We start from the raw sequence: 15,847 nt of genomic DNA, 5'->3' as shown, positions 1-15,847 counted from the left end.
GCAAACTTTAATAAACAATGGGTGCAAATGAACGTCCTCCGTATCCCCACTTTGGTTCGCCTACTTCCCAAGGCATGTCGCCGAAAGCAAAAAGGCCATGGGAATTACCGCTTCCCTTGGCCTTGCTGTCTCGTCGTCAGTACTTGAGCCGGATGGATCGTTTCCAGCATGGACGTTCGGCGCGAACTTTAGGACGTGAGGGGCCATAGATCAACTAAAAATGTCGCGTTTTTGCACGCGTTCGTCGCGAGGTCACGTGCAGCTACTTATGTAACCGACAGGTGTGACGGATTGATGTTCCCCGGACGGGGCAATTTGAGGTGTCTAAGGCACAGTGAAGACCCAATGTGGGAGCGGGCTTGCTCGCGAAGGCGGTGTATCAGCCAATGCATCCGGTGACTGACACTCCGCCTTCGCGAGCAAGCCCGCTCCCACATTTTGACCGCAGCGTTTCAGGTCATGCCAGTGCTGTCTCGGCAGGCGACACAATGCTGGTCTTGCCCCCACGCGACTTACCGGAACTCAGGTACTCGGCAATCGACTCTTGCGTCACTTCACCGAGGAACACCCGCTCCGCGTCCATCACCGGCAACCACGAACGGTTGAACTCATACATACGCGACAGCAGGATGCGCAAATGCTCGTCATACGCCGCCGTGGCGTTGAACTCGCGCAGGTACTGGCCGCATGTACCGGTCTGACGGTGCAGATCGCGGCGTCGTACATAACCCAGAGCCTTGTTCTCGGCGCAGGTGACCACCACATAACGGCGGTCCGTCTCGTCCATCAGCTCCAGGGCCTCGGCCACCGGGGTTTCCGGGCTCACCGACGGGGCGTTGTCCGCCGCATCTTCGGCTTTCACCAGGAGCAGGCGCTTGAGGGTGCTGTCCTGACCAACAAAGTTACTCACAAACTCGTCAGCCGGGTGCGCCAGCAGCGTGTCCGGGTGGTCGATCTGCAGCAGCTTGCCGGCGCGGAAGATCGCAATCTTGTCGCCCAGCTTGATGGCTTCATCGATGTCGTGGCTGACCATGATCACAGTCTTGTTCAGCGCCCGTTGCATCTCGAAAAACTCGTTCTGGATCATCTCGCGGTTGATCGGGTCGACCGCGCCGAACGGCTCGTCCATCAGCAGCAGCGGCGCATCGGCCGCCAGCGCGCGGATCACGCCGATACGCTGTTGTTGGCCGCCCGAGAGTTCACGCGGGTAGCGATGCAGGTACTGCTTGGGTTCCAGCTTGATCATGCTCATCAACTCGCGGGCGCGGTCGTGGCATTTCTGTTTATCCCAACCGAGCAGCTTGGGCACCACCACGATGTTTTCTTCGATGGTCATGTTCGGGAACAGGCCGATCTGCTGGATCACATAGCCGATGTTGCGACGCAGGGTCACTTCGTCGAGGTCAGTGGTGTCTTCGCCGTTGATCAAAATCTTGCCCGAGGTGGGCTTGATCAGGCGGTTAATCATTTTCAGCGTGGTGCTCTTGCCGCAGCCCGACGGGCCGAGGAATACGCAAATCTCGCCTTCGTTGACGGTCAGGCTTACGTCGTTCACGGCGGAGACAGTCTTGCCGTTGCTTTGAAAAGTCTTGGTCAGGTTTTGAAGTTCGATCATTTGAGCAGTCCTTTTGGAGTCAGCGAGCGTTGCAGCCATTGCAGAAGCAGGTCGGCGAAGATGGCCAGGAGACTGACCAGCACGGCGCCGACAATCAGCATCGACATGTCGCTGCGGCTGATGGAAGCCAGAATAAGTACACCCAGGCCACCGGCGCCGATGGTGGCGGCGATGGTCATCACACCAATGTTCATCACCACGGCGGTGCGCACACCGGCGAGGATTACCGGCACGGCAATCGGCAGTTCGACCATGCGCAGGCGCTGGCCGAAGGTCATGCCGATGCCTTTGGCGGCTTCGCGAATCCCCGGCTCGACGCCGGTCAGCGCCAGGTAGGTGTTACGCATGATCGGCAGCAGCGAGTAGAGGAACACTGCAGTGATCGCCGGCATCGGCCCCAGGCCTTGGCCGAACTTGGAGTAGAACGGCAGCAGCAGGCCGAACAGCGCGATGGACGGCACGGTCAGCAGCACCGTGGCGCTGGCTTGCAGTGGGCCGGCCAGGGTTGGGAAGCGGGTCATCAGCACGCCGAGGGGCACGCCCACGACGATTGCCAGGATGACCGCGATCCCGACCAGCGTGATGTGCTGCCAGGTCAGGTGCAGGACCTGTGCCCAGTCAAGATGGGAAAAGGCGTTTAAAAATTCCATGTCTTCTCCTCTTATTGATTGATCGGGTGTTGGCGCAGGAAATCGGCGGCAACAGCGGACGGGCTTTCATGGTCGACGTCGACCCGCGCGTTCAGCTGGCGCATGGTTTCGTCGTCGAACAGGTCGGCCAGCGGCTTAAGGTCGGCGGCCAGTTGCGGGTGAGCGTCGAGGTAAACCTGACGCACCACGGGCGCGGCGGTGTAGTCCGGGAAGTAGTGCTTGTCGTCTTCCAGCAGCTTCAGTTTGAAAGCATTCAGACGACCGTCGGTGGTGTAGACCAGGCCGGCAAACACCTGGCCATTACGCAGCGCGGTGTAGACCAGGCCGGCGTCCATCTGCCGGGTATTTTTGCGGGTGAGGTTCATGTCGTACAGCTTGACCATGCCACCCATGCCGTCGGAACGGTTGGCGAACTCGGTATCGAGTGCCACCAGGCGGTTCTGTTTGCTGTCCTCGGCGAGGGCCTTGGTCAGATCGCTGATGCTGTTGATCTGCGGGAATTCCTTGGCCACCTTGTCGGGCAGCGCCAACGCGTAGGTGTTGCTGAATTTCGACGGCGACAGCCAGACCAGGCCTTTTTTCGCGTCGAGTTCTTTCACGCGGGCGTAGGTTTGTGCGCTGTCGAGTTTCTCGTCAACATGGTTGTAAGCCACCAGCGACACGCCGGTATATTCCCAGAGCATATCCAGCTGCCCGCTTTCCTGGGCACTGCGCGCCAGGTTACTGCCCAGGCCGCCGGTCACCCGGGTGTCGTAGCCCTTGGTGCGCAGGTATTGGGAAGTGATTTCGGCGAGCAGGGTCTGTTCGGTGAACACCCGGGCGCCGATGCGAATTACCGGTTTTTCGGCGGCTTGCGCAAACCCTGCAAACAGCAGGACGCAGCTCAATATCAAGGTCAGTTTTTTCATGTGATTTCCTTTGCCAAGCCTTAAGACGGACGCAACCCGCGTTCCAGCCAGAGGCGGCTGGCCATGGTCACAAGACCGTCGAGCAGCAATGCCAGCAGCGCGGTGCACGCGGCGCCGAGCAGCAGTTGCGGCTGATTGTTCAGGGCGATGCCGGGGAAAATCAGGCTGCCCAGGCTGTTGGCGCCAATCAGGAACGCCAGCGGTGCGGTGCCGACGTTGATCGCCAGGGCCACACGCACGCCGCCGATGATGATCGGCACGGCGTTGGGCAGTTCCACCCGAAACAGCACCTGGCGCGGCGTCATGCCGATGCCGGTGGCGGCTTCTTTGAGTGAGCCTTGAACGTTTTTGAGGCCTTCGTAGGTGTTGCGCACGATGGGCAGCAACGAGGCGAGGAACAACGCGAAGATGGCCGGGCCACTGCCGATGCCGAGGACGCCGAGGGCGATGGCCAGTACGGCCAGGGGAGGGACGGTGTTGCCGATGTTGAAGATCTGCATGAAGCGTTCTGCGCGCCCGACCATGTTCGGTCGGCTGAGCAGGATACCGGCGGGGATGCCCACAACAAGGGCGGCCAGCATGGAGACTAGAACGAGGATCAGGTGTGCTTGCAGGTAAAACAACAAATCGTCGCGGTACAGTTCGATCGTGTTGATGCCGATCCAGTGGACCAGCAGGGCCAGGAGCGCGACGACAACCGCACCTCCTATCAGCCCTTTGCCATAGCGAATAGCCACAGGCGGACTCCTTTTTTTCTTTTGTCGGCGAACACATTCTCCGGCGGCAATGCCATTCCTGGCTGTCGGCGAATAGGTTCGCGAAAAGCAGCTCGCCGATACCGGCAACGCGGTATGCGATCGAGCCATGAGCGCAGCCTCGTCAGGCTAACTTGCTGATTTTTCAGCCCCTGTTCCGAGTGCGGTAGCAGGGGAGTGGACGTCTCTACCTTTTAAAAGGTTCCATACTTGGCAGCATTTAGCCACCCCCAATCGGGTGAACGGTGGTCCGGCGCCAGGGGTTTGCGCTATACTCGCCGCCCTTTTTTGACTCACCTGCCAGGCGATTTCCCATGACCCACCAGGCCGCCGAAGTCGCGAAACGCCGCACTTTCGCCATTATTTCCCACCCCGATGCCGGTAAAACCACCATCACCGAGAAGCTGTTGCTGATGGGCAAGGCAATCGCTGTGGCCGGCACGGTGAAATCCCGCAAATCCGACCGCCATGCGACATCCGACTGGATGGAGATGGAGAAGCAACGGGGTATTTCCATTACCACGTCGGTCATGCAGTTCCCGTATCGCGACCACATGGTCAACCTGCTCGACACCCCGGGCCACGAAGACTTCTCTGAAGACACCTACCGCACCCTGACCGCGGTGGACTCGGCCTTGATGGTCCTCGACGGCGGTAAGGGCGTTGAGCCACGTACCATCGCGCTGATGGACGTGTGCCGCCTGCGTGACACGCCCATCGTCAGCTTCATCAACAAACTCGACCGCGATATCCGCGACCCGATCGAGCTGCTGGATGAAATCGAAGCTGTCTTGAAGATCAAGGCCGCGCCGATCACCTGGCCGATCGGCTGCTACCGCGACTTCAAGGGTGTGTACCACCTGGCCGACGACTACATCATTGTTTACACCGCCGGCCACGGTCACGAACGCACCGAAACCAAGATCATCGAGAAGCTCGACTCGGACGAAGCCCGCGCCCACCTGGGTGACGAGTACGACCGTTTTGTCGACCAGCTGGAACTGGTGCAGGGCGCCTGCCACGAGTTCAACCAGCAGGAATTCCTCGACGGCCAACTGACGCCGGTGTTCTTCGGTACGGCTCTGGGCAACTTCGGTGTCGACCACGTGCTCGACGCCGTGGTGGATTGGGCGCCGAAGCCCCTGGCCCGGGTTGCCAACGAGCGCACCGTGGAACCGGTCGAAGAGAAATTCACCGGCTTCGTGTTCAAGATCCAGGCGAACATGGACCCCAAACACCGCGACCGGATCGCCTTCATGCGCATCTGCTCCGGCCGATACGAAAAAGGCATGAAGATGCGCCACGTGCGCACCGGCAAGGATGTGCGCATCGGCGACGCCCTGACGTTCTTCTCCTCTGAGCGTGAACAGCTCGAAGAAGCCTACGCCGGCGACATCATCGGCCTGCACAACCACGGCACCATCCAGATCGGCGACACCTTCACCGAAGGCGAAGCCCTGGGCTTCACCGGCATCCCGCACTTCGCCCCGGAACTGTTCCGCCGCGTACGCCTGCGCGATCCGCTCAAGTCCAAGCAACTGCGCCAAGGTTTGCAGCAGTTGGCCGAAGAGGGCGCCACCCAGGTGTTCTTCCCCGAGCGCAGCAACGACATCATCCTCGGCGCCGTCGGTGTGCTGCAGTTCGATGTGGTCGCCAGCCGCTTGAAAGAGGAATACAAGGTCGAATGCTCTTACGAGCCAATCACCGTGTACTCCGCGCGCTGGATCGATTGCGGCGATAAGAAGAAGCTGGAAGAGTTCTCCAACAAAGCCGTGGAAAACCTGGCGATCGATGGCGGTGGTCACCTGACCTACCTGGCGCCGACCCGGGTTAACCTGGCGCTGATGGAAGAGCGCTGGCCGGATGTGAAGTTCCGTGCGACGCGCGAGCACCATTAAAAACGAGACGGGCCATACAATACGTATGGCCCGGCTTGGCGTGTTGAGTATCAGCAACTGATACTGAAACCACTCAGGCCAGCATTCAATTGACTATCGTTTAGTTGGAAAATAACTGTGGGTCGTTGCCTCAACGACAAAGCGGTCATATTCGGGCCGTGAGATAAAGCTGTTATTGTCTTTGTCGGCCGCCTTGAAGGCAGCGCTGTCAAATTCTGATTTATTCGAATAACCCAGGTCTGTTGCTGTTTTAACGTAACGATCATCCATGTATAAACTCCACTCTTGCCTTGAAAGTTGCTGGTCTTTGTTGCGGTCGGAATAATCCCAGTTGTCATTGTAGGTGCTGTTGTAGAGGCCTCCGCAGGCGGTGGTGTTTACTACGACAGCGAAGAGTACACAGGTGGCGAGAAGAGGTTTCACTTTACGTGTCTCGAGAGTAGTTAGTGGAGTCAGGACTTTAGTGATCGGTATTCGCTGGATGCAATAAACTCGGTTGTAGCATTAAGATTTTCGGAATATTCCTACGCTCGGGGCAGAAACGGTCACCGCGTAATATCAAAGGGCGAAGCTGTCATGGCTTCGCCCTTTTTTGTGGACACGACGCTGCTCAACTGTGGGAGCAGGCAAGCCAGCTCCCACAGTTTGACCTTCATAGTGACAGTGGCATTGGCGCGAAGCGCGCATCCGGACTAGCGTATTCAAATACTTCACCCATTCACCGACGGATCAGGAGGCGACCTTGCGTATAACTCAACGTGCCGTCCAGCTGATGTTGCTGGCGGCTTTGGGGCTGGCCGGCACCGCGGCGCTGGCGGATACCGGCACGCCACAGTGGAAAGACACTGGCCCGGTCACCAAGAAAAAGCAGAAGGAGGTCAATTCCGGCAGCTGGCAGCCCCAGGCACAGCCGGCCCCCAAGGAAGATCAAGAAAACCCCTATAACGAAGGTGAGGACAGCGAAACCTACGATGACGGCGATACGTGAGGCCTGATTGGCATAAACGCGAGAACGGAACTAGCTTCATTCACAGCGCCGGACGAACGCCGGCGCACGTGTTTCACTGACTGGACGGAAATCGACCATGACTATCTTTCAACGTTTGGTGCTGTTGCTGAAAGTGTTGGTGATGTTATCGCTGGGCGCTTCATCGGCGTGGGCCAGTACGGCCGTGCAGAGCCAGGCGCCGGGCTATGTGGCGGCGAAGTCGGCGCAGGTGGGTGGTTTACAGTTGGCCAAGAGCGAGGCAGAGCCTGGTGATGAAGACCAGGGCGGTTCCAAGGATGATGATGACCAGCAAGCCCCGCCAGATGACGATGACACCGAAGGCGATAGCGATACGTAAGACGTTCTGAAAAAGTCCTTCCCGCTGAACGGCGCGTCATTTGGCGGGAAGGGTTGCCGTTCAGCCGATGTCTTTGAAATAGTCGTTGTTGGGAATATGTTCTGTTGCAAGCCCAGGTTCCGGGGCATAACTGGCACTGCTTGCTGCCGTGAAGTTGATTTCTTTACTGCCCTTGGTAATGCTGCGTTCACCTGCTATTTGAGTCGGTGTGGTGTAAACCGTACGACGCATCGTTATATAAGCGCTCAAGTCATTTTTCATTTTTGTGAGAAGGTCATTTATCTGGTCTGCGGCCAGGTCGAGTTTCTTTTCCAGCCGAACACCCCAGCGTGTCAGGCATGTTTCTGCAAAGTGACGAACGATCTGACCGGGTTCTGCATAGACCTTCGCACCTTGATTACCATCCGCAGCAGCATTGCCCACTAAGGTCGCGTGGCGGCCTGGCAATGGGTAAATATTAACCTTGGTCGCTTTATCAAACTCAGGAACAACACACGCGAAGCCGAGTGATCGCTCATCCCTTGCGTAAAAGGCCACATACTCTTTGACGTTGCTGCCGAGCTTTACGCGGTTGTCTTGAAAGTTCAACAACCCCGGAACAGGGTCAACAGCAAAGATGTTGACGGGCACATTCTTCAAGGTGCTGTCATTGCGCATGGCATTGGCCAGCATATGGCAACTGATCCCGCCACGGCTCCAACCGACCAGATTGACTTGGGTAGGAATGATGCCGTCTTTTCGAAAGGTCTTGATGATCTGCTCTTGCAACTGCTGTTGGGTCACTTTGCGTGTGCCGTAATCATACGTGCGCCAATACCAGCTTCCCGTGGCTTTGACTTCTTCAATGGGGACGCCGGCTTTCTGTAGTTGGTTGTAGTTCTCTTCGGTCAGTTTTGTCCGCTGCCATGTGAAGGTGCCCTTCATGATATTGAGGGCGTGAGTCACATTTTCCTCCCAGCCGGAACCCAAGGCTGTTCCTGTTAGCTGTAAATGGTTGCCCGACGCTGTGAACATTTCATCGGCTTGCAGGTTGCCGCTGCCGGGCCCGTCGATAACGATCCATTCGGCAAACTCTTTACTGAGGCTTGAAGTGTTTTGCGCGAGGGTGGAAATGAGTTCGCCGTTCCAATAGTTGGCGTTGCTGTCATCAAATTTGGTTGAGCCGGTGCCGCAGAAAAAAACTGTGAAAGTGGTCATGAGCGCTTACCCGTCCGCTGGATAAAGTGTGTGGGCCCATGAAAGTGCAAACAGGATTGACTGCCTACTGTGAGAACTCACAGTTCGTTAGATTGCTTTTGAATACCTAACGGGGGGGAGTGGTAGAAAAGCGTCGGTGATACACCAAAAAGAAAGCCCCTCCCGCCAGGCTGATGCGCAACCTGATGGGAAGGGCTGTAAAACTCAGTTTGATCGTTCCCACGCTCCGCGTGGGAATGCATCCTGTGACGCTCTGCGTCACGCCTTTGCCGAGCAACGGGACGCAGAGCGTCCTAGGCGGCATTCCCACGCAGAGCGTGGGAACGATCCAGCGTTCTCGTCAGGCCACAAACTGCTCCGCATAGTGGCAAGCCACCTGACGGTTATCCAACGCGCGCAACTGCGGCTCCTCACTGCTGCACCGCGCCGTGGCATACGGGCAACGCTTGTGGAACGCGCAGCCAGGCGGTGGGTTCAGCGGGTTGGGCAGTTCGCCGACGATCTTGATCTTCGGCTTGTTCGGGTCCGGGTGGATGGTCGGGGTGGCCGACAGCAGCGCCTGGGTGTACGGGTGCAGCGGGCGCGCGTAAATGTCTTCCTTGGGGCCGACTTCCACCGGGCGGCCGAGGTACATCACCATCACGTCATCGGCGACGTGCTGTACCACAGCCAGGTTGTGGGAGATGAACACGTAGGCGGTGTTGAATTCCTGCTGCAAATCCATGAACAGGTTAAGTACCTGGGCCTGGATCGACACGTCGAGCGCCGAGGTCGGTTCATCCGCCACCAGCACTTTAGGCTGCAACATCATGGCGCGAGCCAGGGCGATGCGCTGGCGCTGGCCACCGGAGAACATGTGCGGGTAGCGCTGATAATGCTCAGGGCGCAGGCCCACTTGCTTCATCATCGCCTGCACTTTTTCGCGGCGTTCGGCGGCGGACAGGTTGGTGTTGATCAGCAGCGGCTCGCCGAGCTGGTCACCGACCTTCTGGCGTGGGTTCAATGAGGCGTATGGGCTCTGGAACACCATCTGCACGTCTTTGCGCAGTTGCTTGCGCTGGGCCTTGTCGGCGCCGGCAACTTCCTGGCCGGCGATTTTCAGGGAGCCGGACGACGGTTCTTCGATCAGCGTCAGCGCACGCGCCAAGGTGGATTTGCCGCAACCCGACTCGCCTACCACGGCGAGGGTCTTGCCGGCTTCCAGTTCAAACGACACACCATTAAGCGCGCGTACCAGTGCATGGCCCTTGAACAGGCCACGGGACACTTCGTAGTGACGGGTGAGGTCGCGGGCGGTAAGAACGACGGCCATTACGCCACCTCCTGGTTCAAGGGGTAGAAGCAGCGCGCAAGGCTGTTGCTTTTCGGGTCAAGGCCGGGGCGCTGGGCACGGCAGGATTCCTGCACATACGGGCAGCGTGGCGACAGCAGGCAACCCTGCGGGCGGTCATAACGACCGGGTACGATACCCGGCAGTGTGGCCAGGCGCGTGGCGCCCAGGCTGTGCTCGGGAATGGCCTTGAGCAGTGCTTCGCTGTACGGGTGTGCCGGGATGTCGAACAGTTGCGGCACCTGGCCGACTTCCACGGCTTGGCCTGCGTACATCACGCACACGCGTTGGGCGGTTTCAGCCACCACCGCGAGGTCGTGAGTGATCAGCACCAAACCCATGTTCTGCTCTTTTTGCAGGGCCAGCAGCAGTTCCATGATCTGCGCCTGGATGGTTACGTCCAGTGCAGTGGTCGGCTCATCGGCGATCAGCAGTTTCGGTTCGCCAGCAATTGCCATGGCGATGGCCACACGCTGGCTCATACCGCCGGACAATTGGTGCGGGTAGGCATCCATACGGCTGGCAGCGCCCGGGATTTCTACCTTTTCGAGCAGTTCGATAGCGCGCTTGCGTGCTTGCTTGTCGGACATTTTCAGATGCAGGCGCAGCACTTCTTCGATCTGGAACCCCACGGTGTAGCTGGGGTTCAGCGCGGTCATCGGGTCCTGGAACACCATCGCCAAGTCTTTGCCGACGATTTGGCGGCGCTGGCGGTTGCTCAACTTGAGCATGTCCTTGCCGTCAAAGTTCAGCGCGTCGGCGGTGACGATGCCGGGGTGCTCGATCAGGCCCATCAGCGCCATCATGGTCACGGATTTACCCGAGCCCGACTCGCCAACGATCGCCAGTACTTCGCCTTTGTCGACGGAAATGTCGAGGCCATCGACCACCGGTACGGCAGTCTTGTCGCCGAAGCGGACGTTGAGATTCTTGATTTCTAACAGTGACATGGGAATCTCCTCAGGCGGCGTTCTTGAGTTTCGGGTCCAGCGCATCGCGCAGGCCGTCACCCATCAAGTTGATTGCCAGCACGCTGAGCAAAATGGTCAAACCAGGCAAGCTCACCACCCACCAGGCGCGTTCGATGTAGTCACGGGCCGAAGCCAGCATGGTGCCCCATTCAGGGGTTGGCGGTTGTACGCCAAGGCCCAGGAAGCCCAGGGCTGCGGCATCGAGGATCGCCGAGGAGAAGCTCAAGGTAGCCTGTACGATCAGCGGCGCCATGCAGTTAGGCAGCACGGTGATGAACATCAGGCGTGGCAGGCCGGCGCCGGCGAGGCGGGCAGCGGTCACGTAGTCGCGGTTCAGTTCGCCCATCACCGCAGCGCGGGTCAAGCGCACATAAGACGGCAGCGACACGATAGCGATAGCGATGACGGTGTTGATCAGGCCAGGGCCGAGGATCGCGACAATGGCAACAGCCAGCAACAGCGACGGCAGAGCCAGCATGATGTCCATCAAGCGCATGATGGTTGGGCCAAGCATGCGCGGGAAGAACCCGGCGAACAGACCCAGCAGGATGCCCGGGATAAGCGACATCACCACCGACGACAAACCGATCAGCAACGACAGGCGCGAGCCCTGGATCAGGCGTGAGAGCAGGTCACGGCCCAGTTCATCGGTGCCCAGCAGGAACTGCATCTGCCCACCTTCCAGCCAGGCTGGCGGGGTGAGCAGGAAGTCACGGTATTGCTCGCTCGGGTTATGCGGTGCCACCCACGGGGCGAACAGCGCGCAAAACACCACCAGCAACATGAACAGCAGGCCGGCAACCGCGCCTTTGTTCTTGGAGAAGGCTTGCCAGAATTCTTTGTACGGGGACGGGTACAGCAGGCTTTGATCGACTGCTGACACTTGAGTAGGTGTGGTCATGGTCATGATCTCAGCGCTGGTGACGGATGCGTGGGTTGGCGAAGCCGTAGAGGATATCCACCACGAAGTTCACCAGGATCACCAGGCAGGCGATCAACAAAATGCCGTTTTGCACCACCGGGTAGTCCCGCGCACCAATGGCTTCGATCAGCCATTTGCCGATGCCGGGCCACGAGAAGATGGTTTCGGTCAGGACCGCACCGGCCAGCAGGGTGCCGACTTGCAGGCCGACTACGGTGAGTACCGGGATCAGCGCGTTACGCAGGCCGTGTACAAATACCACGCGCGCCGGCGACAGGCCTTTGGCCTTGGCGGTGCGGATGTAGTCTTCGCGCAGTACTTCGAGCATCGACGAACGGGTCATCCGCGCGATAACGGCCAACGGAATGGTGCCAAGCACGATGGCCGGCAGGATCAGGTGGTGCAACGCATCCCAGAACGCGTCCGGCTCGTCAGCCAGCAGGGTGTCGATCAGCATGAAGCCGGTGCGCGGCTCGATGTCGTAGAGCAGGTCGATACGCCCGGAAACCGGGGTCCAGCCCAGGCTCACCGAGAAGAACATGATCAGGATCAGGCCCCACCAGAAGATCGGCATCGAATATCCCGCGAGGGAGATGCCCATCACCCCATGGTCGAACAGGGATCCTCGTTTAAGGGCCGCGATCACCCCGGCCAACAGGCCCAGGATACCGGCGAACAACAGGGCGGCCATGGACAGTTCCAGGGTCGCAGGGAAGAGGGCGGTGAATTCGGTCCACACGCTGGTGCGTGTGCGCAGGGATTCGCCGAGGTCGCCATGGGCGAGCTTGCCTACGTAATCAAAGTATTGCGCATAGAGCGGCTTGTTCAGGCCAAGGCGTTCCATTGCCTGTGCGTGCATCTCGGGGTCGACACGGCGTTCGCCCATCATGACTTCTACGGGGTCGCCGGGAATCATGCGAATCAACGCAAACGTCAGCAACGTGATGCCGAAAAACGTGGGGATCAATAACCCCAGTCGGCGGGCAATAAAACTAAACATCTTGTTGTGTACCTCAATCAGCCGGTTAGGCAGGTTCGGCACCGTCAATGTCGACGGTGCCGAGCGTCTTCTCTTATTTACTTCACCTGGGTGGTGGCGAAGTTATTGGTGGTCAGAGGGCTTTGGGTAAAGCCTTCGACGTTTTTACGCATGGCGGTGAACATTTTCGGGTAAGCCATTGGAATCCACGGTTGGTCTTTTTCGAAGACATCCATGGCTTGTTCGTAGAGTGCGGCCCGTTTCGAGGGTTCCTCGATGGCGCGCGCTTTGTCGATCAAGTCTTGAAACTCTTTGTTACACCAGCGGGCGTAGTTTTCGCCGTTTTTGGCAGCATCGCAACTCAGGTTTGGCGTGAGGAAGTTATCCGGGTCCCCGTTATCCCCTGCCCAACCGGCGGAAACCATGTCGTGCTCGCCGTTTTTTGCACGCTTGAGCATCTCGCCCCATTCCATGACCTTGATGTTCACCTTCAGGCCGATCTGCGCCAGATCCGCCTGCATGCGCTGGGCGCCGAGCATCGGGTTCGGGTTGGTCGGGCCGCCGCCGTTACGGGTGAACAGGGTGAACTCGGTGCCTTCCGGCACGCCGGCTTCCTTGAGCAGGGCGCGGGCCTTGTCGAGGTCACGTGGCGGGTTTTTCAGCTTGTCGCTGAAACCCAGCAGCGTTGGCGGGTACGGGCCGGTGGCATCAATGGCATTGCCTTTGCCGTACAGGGATTCGTTGTAGCCTTTTTTGTCGAACGCGATGTTGATCGCGTGGCGCACGCGGGCGTCGCTCATGTATTTGTGAGTGGTGTTCAGCGCAGTGTAGGCGGTGGTCATCGCCGCCAGCTCCGCAACCTTCAGGTTCGGGTCAGCCTTCATGCTCGGCACGTCATCCGGTTTCGGATACAGCGCGATCTGGCACTCGTTGGCCTTGAGCTTCTGCAGGCGCACATTGTTGTCGGTGGTGATCGCCAGGATCAGCGGGTCAGCTGGCGGCTTGCCACGGAAGTAATCCGGGTTGGCTTTGAAACGCACCTGGGCGTCTTTGGCGTAACGGGTGAAGATGAACGGGCCGGTGCCGATAGGCTTGGCGTTCAGGTCATCGGTCTTGCCGGACTTGAGCAATTGGTCGGCGTATTCGGCGGAGTGAATCGAGGAAAACGCCATGGCCAGGTCGGCCAGAAACGGTGCTTCAGGACGGGTCAGGGTAAAGACGACGGTGTGATCGTCGGTCTTCTCTACGCTTTTGAGCAGTTCCTTGAAGCCCATGCTTTCGAAATACGGGTAGCCCACGACGGACTTGTTGTGCCAAGGGTGATTCGGGTCCAGCTGGCGCTGAAAGCTCCAAAGCACGTCGTCGGCATTCATGTTGCGCGTGGGTTTGAAGTAGTCGGTGGTGTGGAACTTTACATCGTCACGCAGGTGGAACGTGTAGGTCAGGCCGTCGGCGCTGATTTCCGGCAGGGCCTTGGCCAGCGCGGGGATCACTTCGGTGGTACCGGGCTTGAAGTCCACCAGGCGGTTGAACATGGTTTCCGCCGCGGCATCGGCCGTTACGGCAGTGGTGTACAGGACCGGGTCAAAACCTTCCGGGCTGGCTTCGGTGCAGACCACCAGCGGTTTGGCCGAAACGCCGATCGCAACGCTCAACAGCGCAGCGGCAATGGCAGCTTGTAGCGGGAGCATTTTCATTCAGAGCCCTCTGCAATCGATTAAACCAGACAAGCGTAGACGGCGGGCTCGTGATGAGCCCGCCGTCTACCTGGCGCTAATTAAAGAATGTTGAACGGGATGGTGGTCACCAGGCGGAACTCACGGATGTTGCCGTCAGCCTGGTTGGCGCTGGCACGGTGAGTCACGTAGGTACCACGGATGGTGGTGGCCTTGAGTGCGCCGCTCTGAATGGCGTACGAAGTGCCTACACCGTATTCCTGGTGTTTCTCGCCATCTTGGGTCTGGATGCCGTTGTAAGCGAAGCCGGCACGGCCGCCGTCGCCGGTGTAGTGAGTGCCGTCGATGCCCCAGCCGCGAGCCGAGTAGATGTTGAACTTCAGGCCCGGCACGCCGTATTCGGCCATGTTGATGCCGTAAGCGATCTGGAACGATTTCTCGTTCGGACCGTTAAAGTCGGACGTCAGGGAGTTGGCCAGGTAGATGCCGTTGGTTTCGTGCAGGTAGTCGAAGTACTCGTTACCGTTAACTTCCTGGTACGAGAAGGTCAGGCTGTGAGCCTGGTGAGTCAGGCCCAGCGACAGCGAGTAAGTGTCGTTGTCGATCTTGCCCATCAACTTTTTGCCTTCGTCCACGGTCTTGTAGTAGTTCAGGCCGGTGGTCAGGGACAGGGTCTGAGCATCACCCAGTTCGTGGGTAGCGCCGAAGTAGTACTGGTTCCAGAAGTCTTTGACCTGAGCGCCGAAGAAGCTGGTTTTCAGGCTCTTGAACGGCTGGTAGTTCACACCTGCGGTGTAGACGTGATCCGCTTCCTGGCCATTGCCGTATTCGCTGCGGAATTTCGACAGGCTTTGTTCGGTACGTGGCGACACGCGGTCGAAGTAAGCACCCTGGAACGACAGGTTGCTGAATTCTTCGCTGTTCAGGGCGAAACCTTCGAAGCTCGATGGCAGCGCACGGTTGCCGATGGTGTCGACGATGCCGCTGCTGAAGTTCTGACGACCGGCGGTCAAGGTGGTGTTCGAAACACGGAACTTCACGTTGGCCAGGCCCAGTTTGCTCCACTGATCGACTGCATCACCGTCGGAGTCGGCCAGGGTACGGTTGGAGCCACCCTTGATGTCGCGCTTGCTGCGGTCCAGCACGATAGCGTTGTAGGCCGCGACTTCGGTAGCGACGCCCACGGTGCCTTGGGTAAAGCCCGAGCTCAGGTTGAGGATGGTGCCTTGTACCCAGTTGGTACGGTAAGCGTCAGTGCGCGCTTCGCCGTGCTTCTGGTAGGTGAACTTGCCGCCACGGAACTTCTGTTCGTTGGAGAACCAGTTACGGGTTGTACCGCCCAGGCTTGCGCCGTCGACAAAGCCCTTGGCCTCGCTTTGGGCGCTGGTGCCGGCCAATGTGGTAGGAACGAAGTCCTGGCTCTGGGTTTCCGCAAATGCGGTTGCCGTGATGCTGCTGATGGCCAGGGCCAGAAGCGCTTTGCTACTCAGTTTCATGGGTGAAGCTCCTTTGGTTCTCTTTTTAATGCCGGTCTTTTTAGGTGAACCGGCTATTGGGTGTGTAACTCGTTCAAGCTAATGCAAACGTTTGCAGTAGGAAA

15 protein-coding genes are annotated in these 15,847 nt (G+C 58.8%); 3 read left to right on the top strand and 12 right to left on the bottom strand.

Annotated features, from left to right (window positions below; genetic code table 11):
* Positions 1–457 precede the first annotated feature (457 nt).
* Genes K0H48_RS06345 through K0H48_RS06330 form a run of 4 tightly spaced genes read right to left on the bottom strand, consistent with a single transcriptional unit; the run spans position 458 to position 3,910 of the window.
* Positions 458–1,615, bottom strand: coding sequence for a betaine/proline/choline family ABC transporter ATP-binding protein (locus K0H48_RS06345; RefSeq protein ID WP_053131666.1), 1,158 nt, complete (start codon positions 1,613–1,615; stop codon positions 458–460).
* On the bottom strand, positions 1,612–2,265 hold the full coding sequence (locus K0H48_RS06340; protein ID WP_027604864.1) for an ABC transporter permease: 654 nt from the start codon (positions 2,263–2,265) through the stop codon (positions 1,612–1,614). The genes K0H48_RS06345 and K0H48_RS06340 overlap by 4 nt, the downstream gene beginning before the upstream one ends.
* Before the next feature lie 11 nt (positions 2,266–2,276).
* Positions 2,277–3,173: a glycine betaine ABC transporter substrate-binding protein gene (locus tag K0H48_RS06335; RefSeq protein ID WP_219266820.1), complete on the bottom strand. Its 897-nt coding sequence runs from the start codon at positions 3,171–3,173 to the stop codon at positions 2,277–2,279.
* 20 nt (positions 3,174–3,193) lie between these two features.
* Positions 3,194–3,910 carry an ABC transporter permease gene (locus tag K0H48_RS06330; protein ID WP_025856261.1) on the bottom strand — a complete coding sequence of 239 codons (717 nt, stop codon included), beginning with the start codon at positions 3,908–3,910 and terminating at the stop codon, positions 3,194–3,196.
* A 332-nt stretch (positions 3,911–4,242) separates the two neighbouring features.
* Between K0H48_RS06330 and K0H48_RS06325 the strand changes: the two genes are divergently transcribed.
* A complete protein-coding gene (locus K0H48_RS06325; protein WP_219266819.1) occupies positions 4,243–5,826 on the top strand; it encodes a peptide chain release factor 3 in 1,584 nt (527 codons plus the stop codon).
* A 93-nt stretch (positions 5,827–5,919) separates the two neighbouring features.
* On the opposite strand, the gene K0H48_RS06320 is transcribed toward K0H48_RS06325, so the two are convergent.
* Positions 5,920–6,249: a hypothetical protein gene (locus K0H48_RS06320; RefSeq protein ID WP_219266818.1), complete on the bottom strand. Its 330-nt coding sequence runs from the start codon at positions 6,247–6,249 to the stop codon at positions 5,920–5,922.
* Positions 6,250–6,568: 319 nt separating this feature from the next.
* On the opposite strand from K0H48_RS06320, the gene K0H48_RS06315 reads away from it, so the two are divergent.
* Positions 6,569–6,814 (top strand): hypothetical protein, encoded by a 246-nt coding sequence (locus K0H48_RS06315; protein WP_065911606.1) that lies wholly within the window; start codon positions 6,569–6,571, stop codon positions 6,812–6,814.
* 97 nt (positions 6,815–6,911) lie between these two features.
* Complete coding sequence (locus K0H48_RS06310) at positions 6,912–7,172, top strand: hypothetical protein (protein WP_219266817.1); 261 nt, start codon at positions 6,912–6,914, stop codon at positions 7,170–7,172.
* 60 nt (positions 7,173–7,232) lie between these two features.
* On the opposite strand, the gene K0H48_RS06305 is transcribed toward K0H48_RS06310, so the two are convergent.
* From K0H48_RS06305 to K0H48_RS06275, 7 genes are all read right to left on the bottom strand, one after another.
* Positions 7,233–8,369, bottom strand: a complete 1,137-nt coding sequence (locus tag K0H48_RS06305) for a hypothetical protein (RefSeq protein ID WP_219266816.1) — start codon at positions 8,367–8,369, stop codon at positions 7,233–7,235.
* A 340-nt stretch (positions 8,370–8,709) separates the two neighbouring features.
* Positions 8,710–9,681, bottom strand: coding sequence for a peptide ABC transporter ATP-binding protein (locus tag K0H48_RS06300; RefSeq protein WP_017138288.1), 972 nt, complete (start codon positions 9,679–9,681; stop codon positions 8,710–8,712).
* The gene (locus tag K0H48_RS06295; protein WP_219266815.1) at positions 9,681–10,649 is read right to left on the bottom strand and encodes an ABC transporter ATP-binding protein; all 969 of its coding nucleotides are present in this window, start codon (positions 10,647–10,649) and stop codon (positions 9,681–9,683) included. The genes K0H48_RS06300 and K0H48_RS06295 overlap by 1 nt, the downstream gene beginning before the upstream one ends.
* A 10-nt stretch (positions 10,650–10,659) precedes the next feature.
* Positions 10,660–11,571, bottom strand: a complete 912-nt coding sequence (locus K0H48_RS06290; protein WP_056859205.1) for an ABC transporter permease subunit — start codon at positions 11,569–11,571, stop codon at positions 10,660–10,662.
* 10 nt (positions 11,572–11,581) lie between these two features.
* Positions 11,582–12,592: an ABC transporter permease subunit gene (locus K0H48_RS06285; RefSeq protein ID WP_056859204.1), complete on the bottom strand. Its 1,011-nt coding sequence runs from the start codon at positions 12,590–12,592 to the stop codon at positions 11,582–11,584.
* A 77-nt stretch (positions 12,593–12,669) separates the two neighbouring features.
* Complete coding sequence (locus K0H48_RS06280) at positions 12,670–14,268, bottom strand: ABC transporter substrate-binding protein (RefSeq protein WP_138816863.1); 1,599 nt, start codon at positions 14,266–14,268, stop codon at positions 12,670–12,672.
* A gap of 80 nt (positions 14,269–14,348) precedes the next feature.
* Positions 14,349–15,743, bottom strand: coding sequence for an OprD family porin (locus K0H48_RS06275; protein WP_219266814.1), 1,395 nt, complete (start codon positions 15,741–15,743; stop codon positions 14,349–14,351).
* Positions 15,744–15,847 lie beyond the last annotated feature (104 nt).

This window comes from Pseudomonas sp. Xaverov 259 (assembly GCF_019352915.1).
In the GTDB taxonomy this organism is placed as follows: Bacteria; Pseudomonadota; Gammaproteobacteria; order Pseudomonadales; family Pseudomonadaceae; genus Aquipseudomonas.
This window is presented reverse-complemented; position numbering and strand designations above follow the sequence as displayed.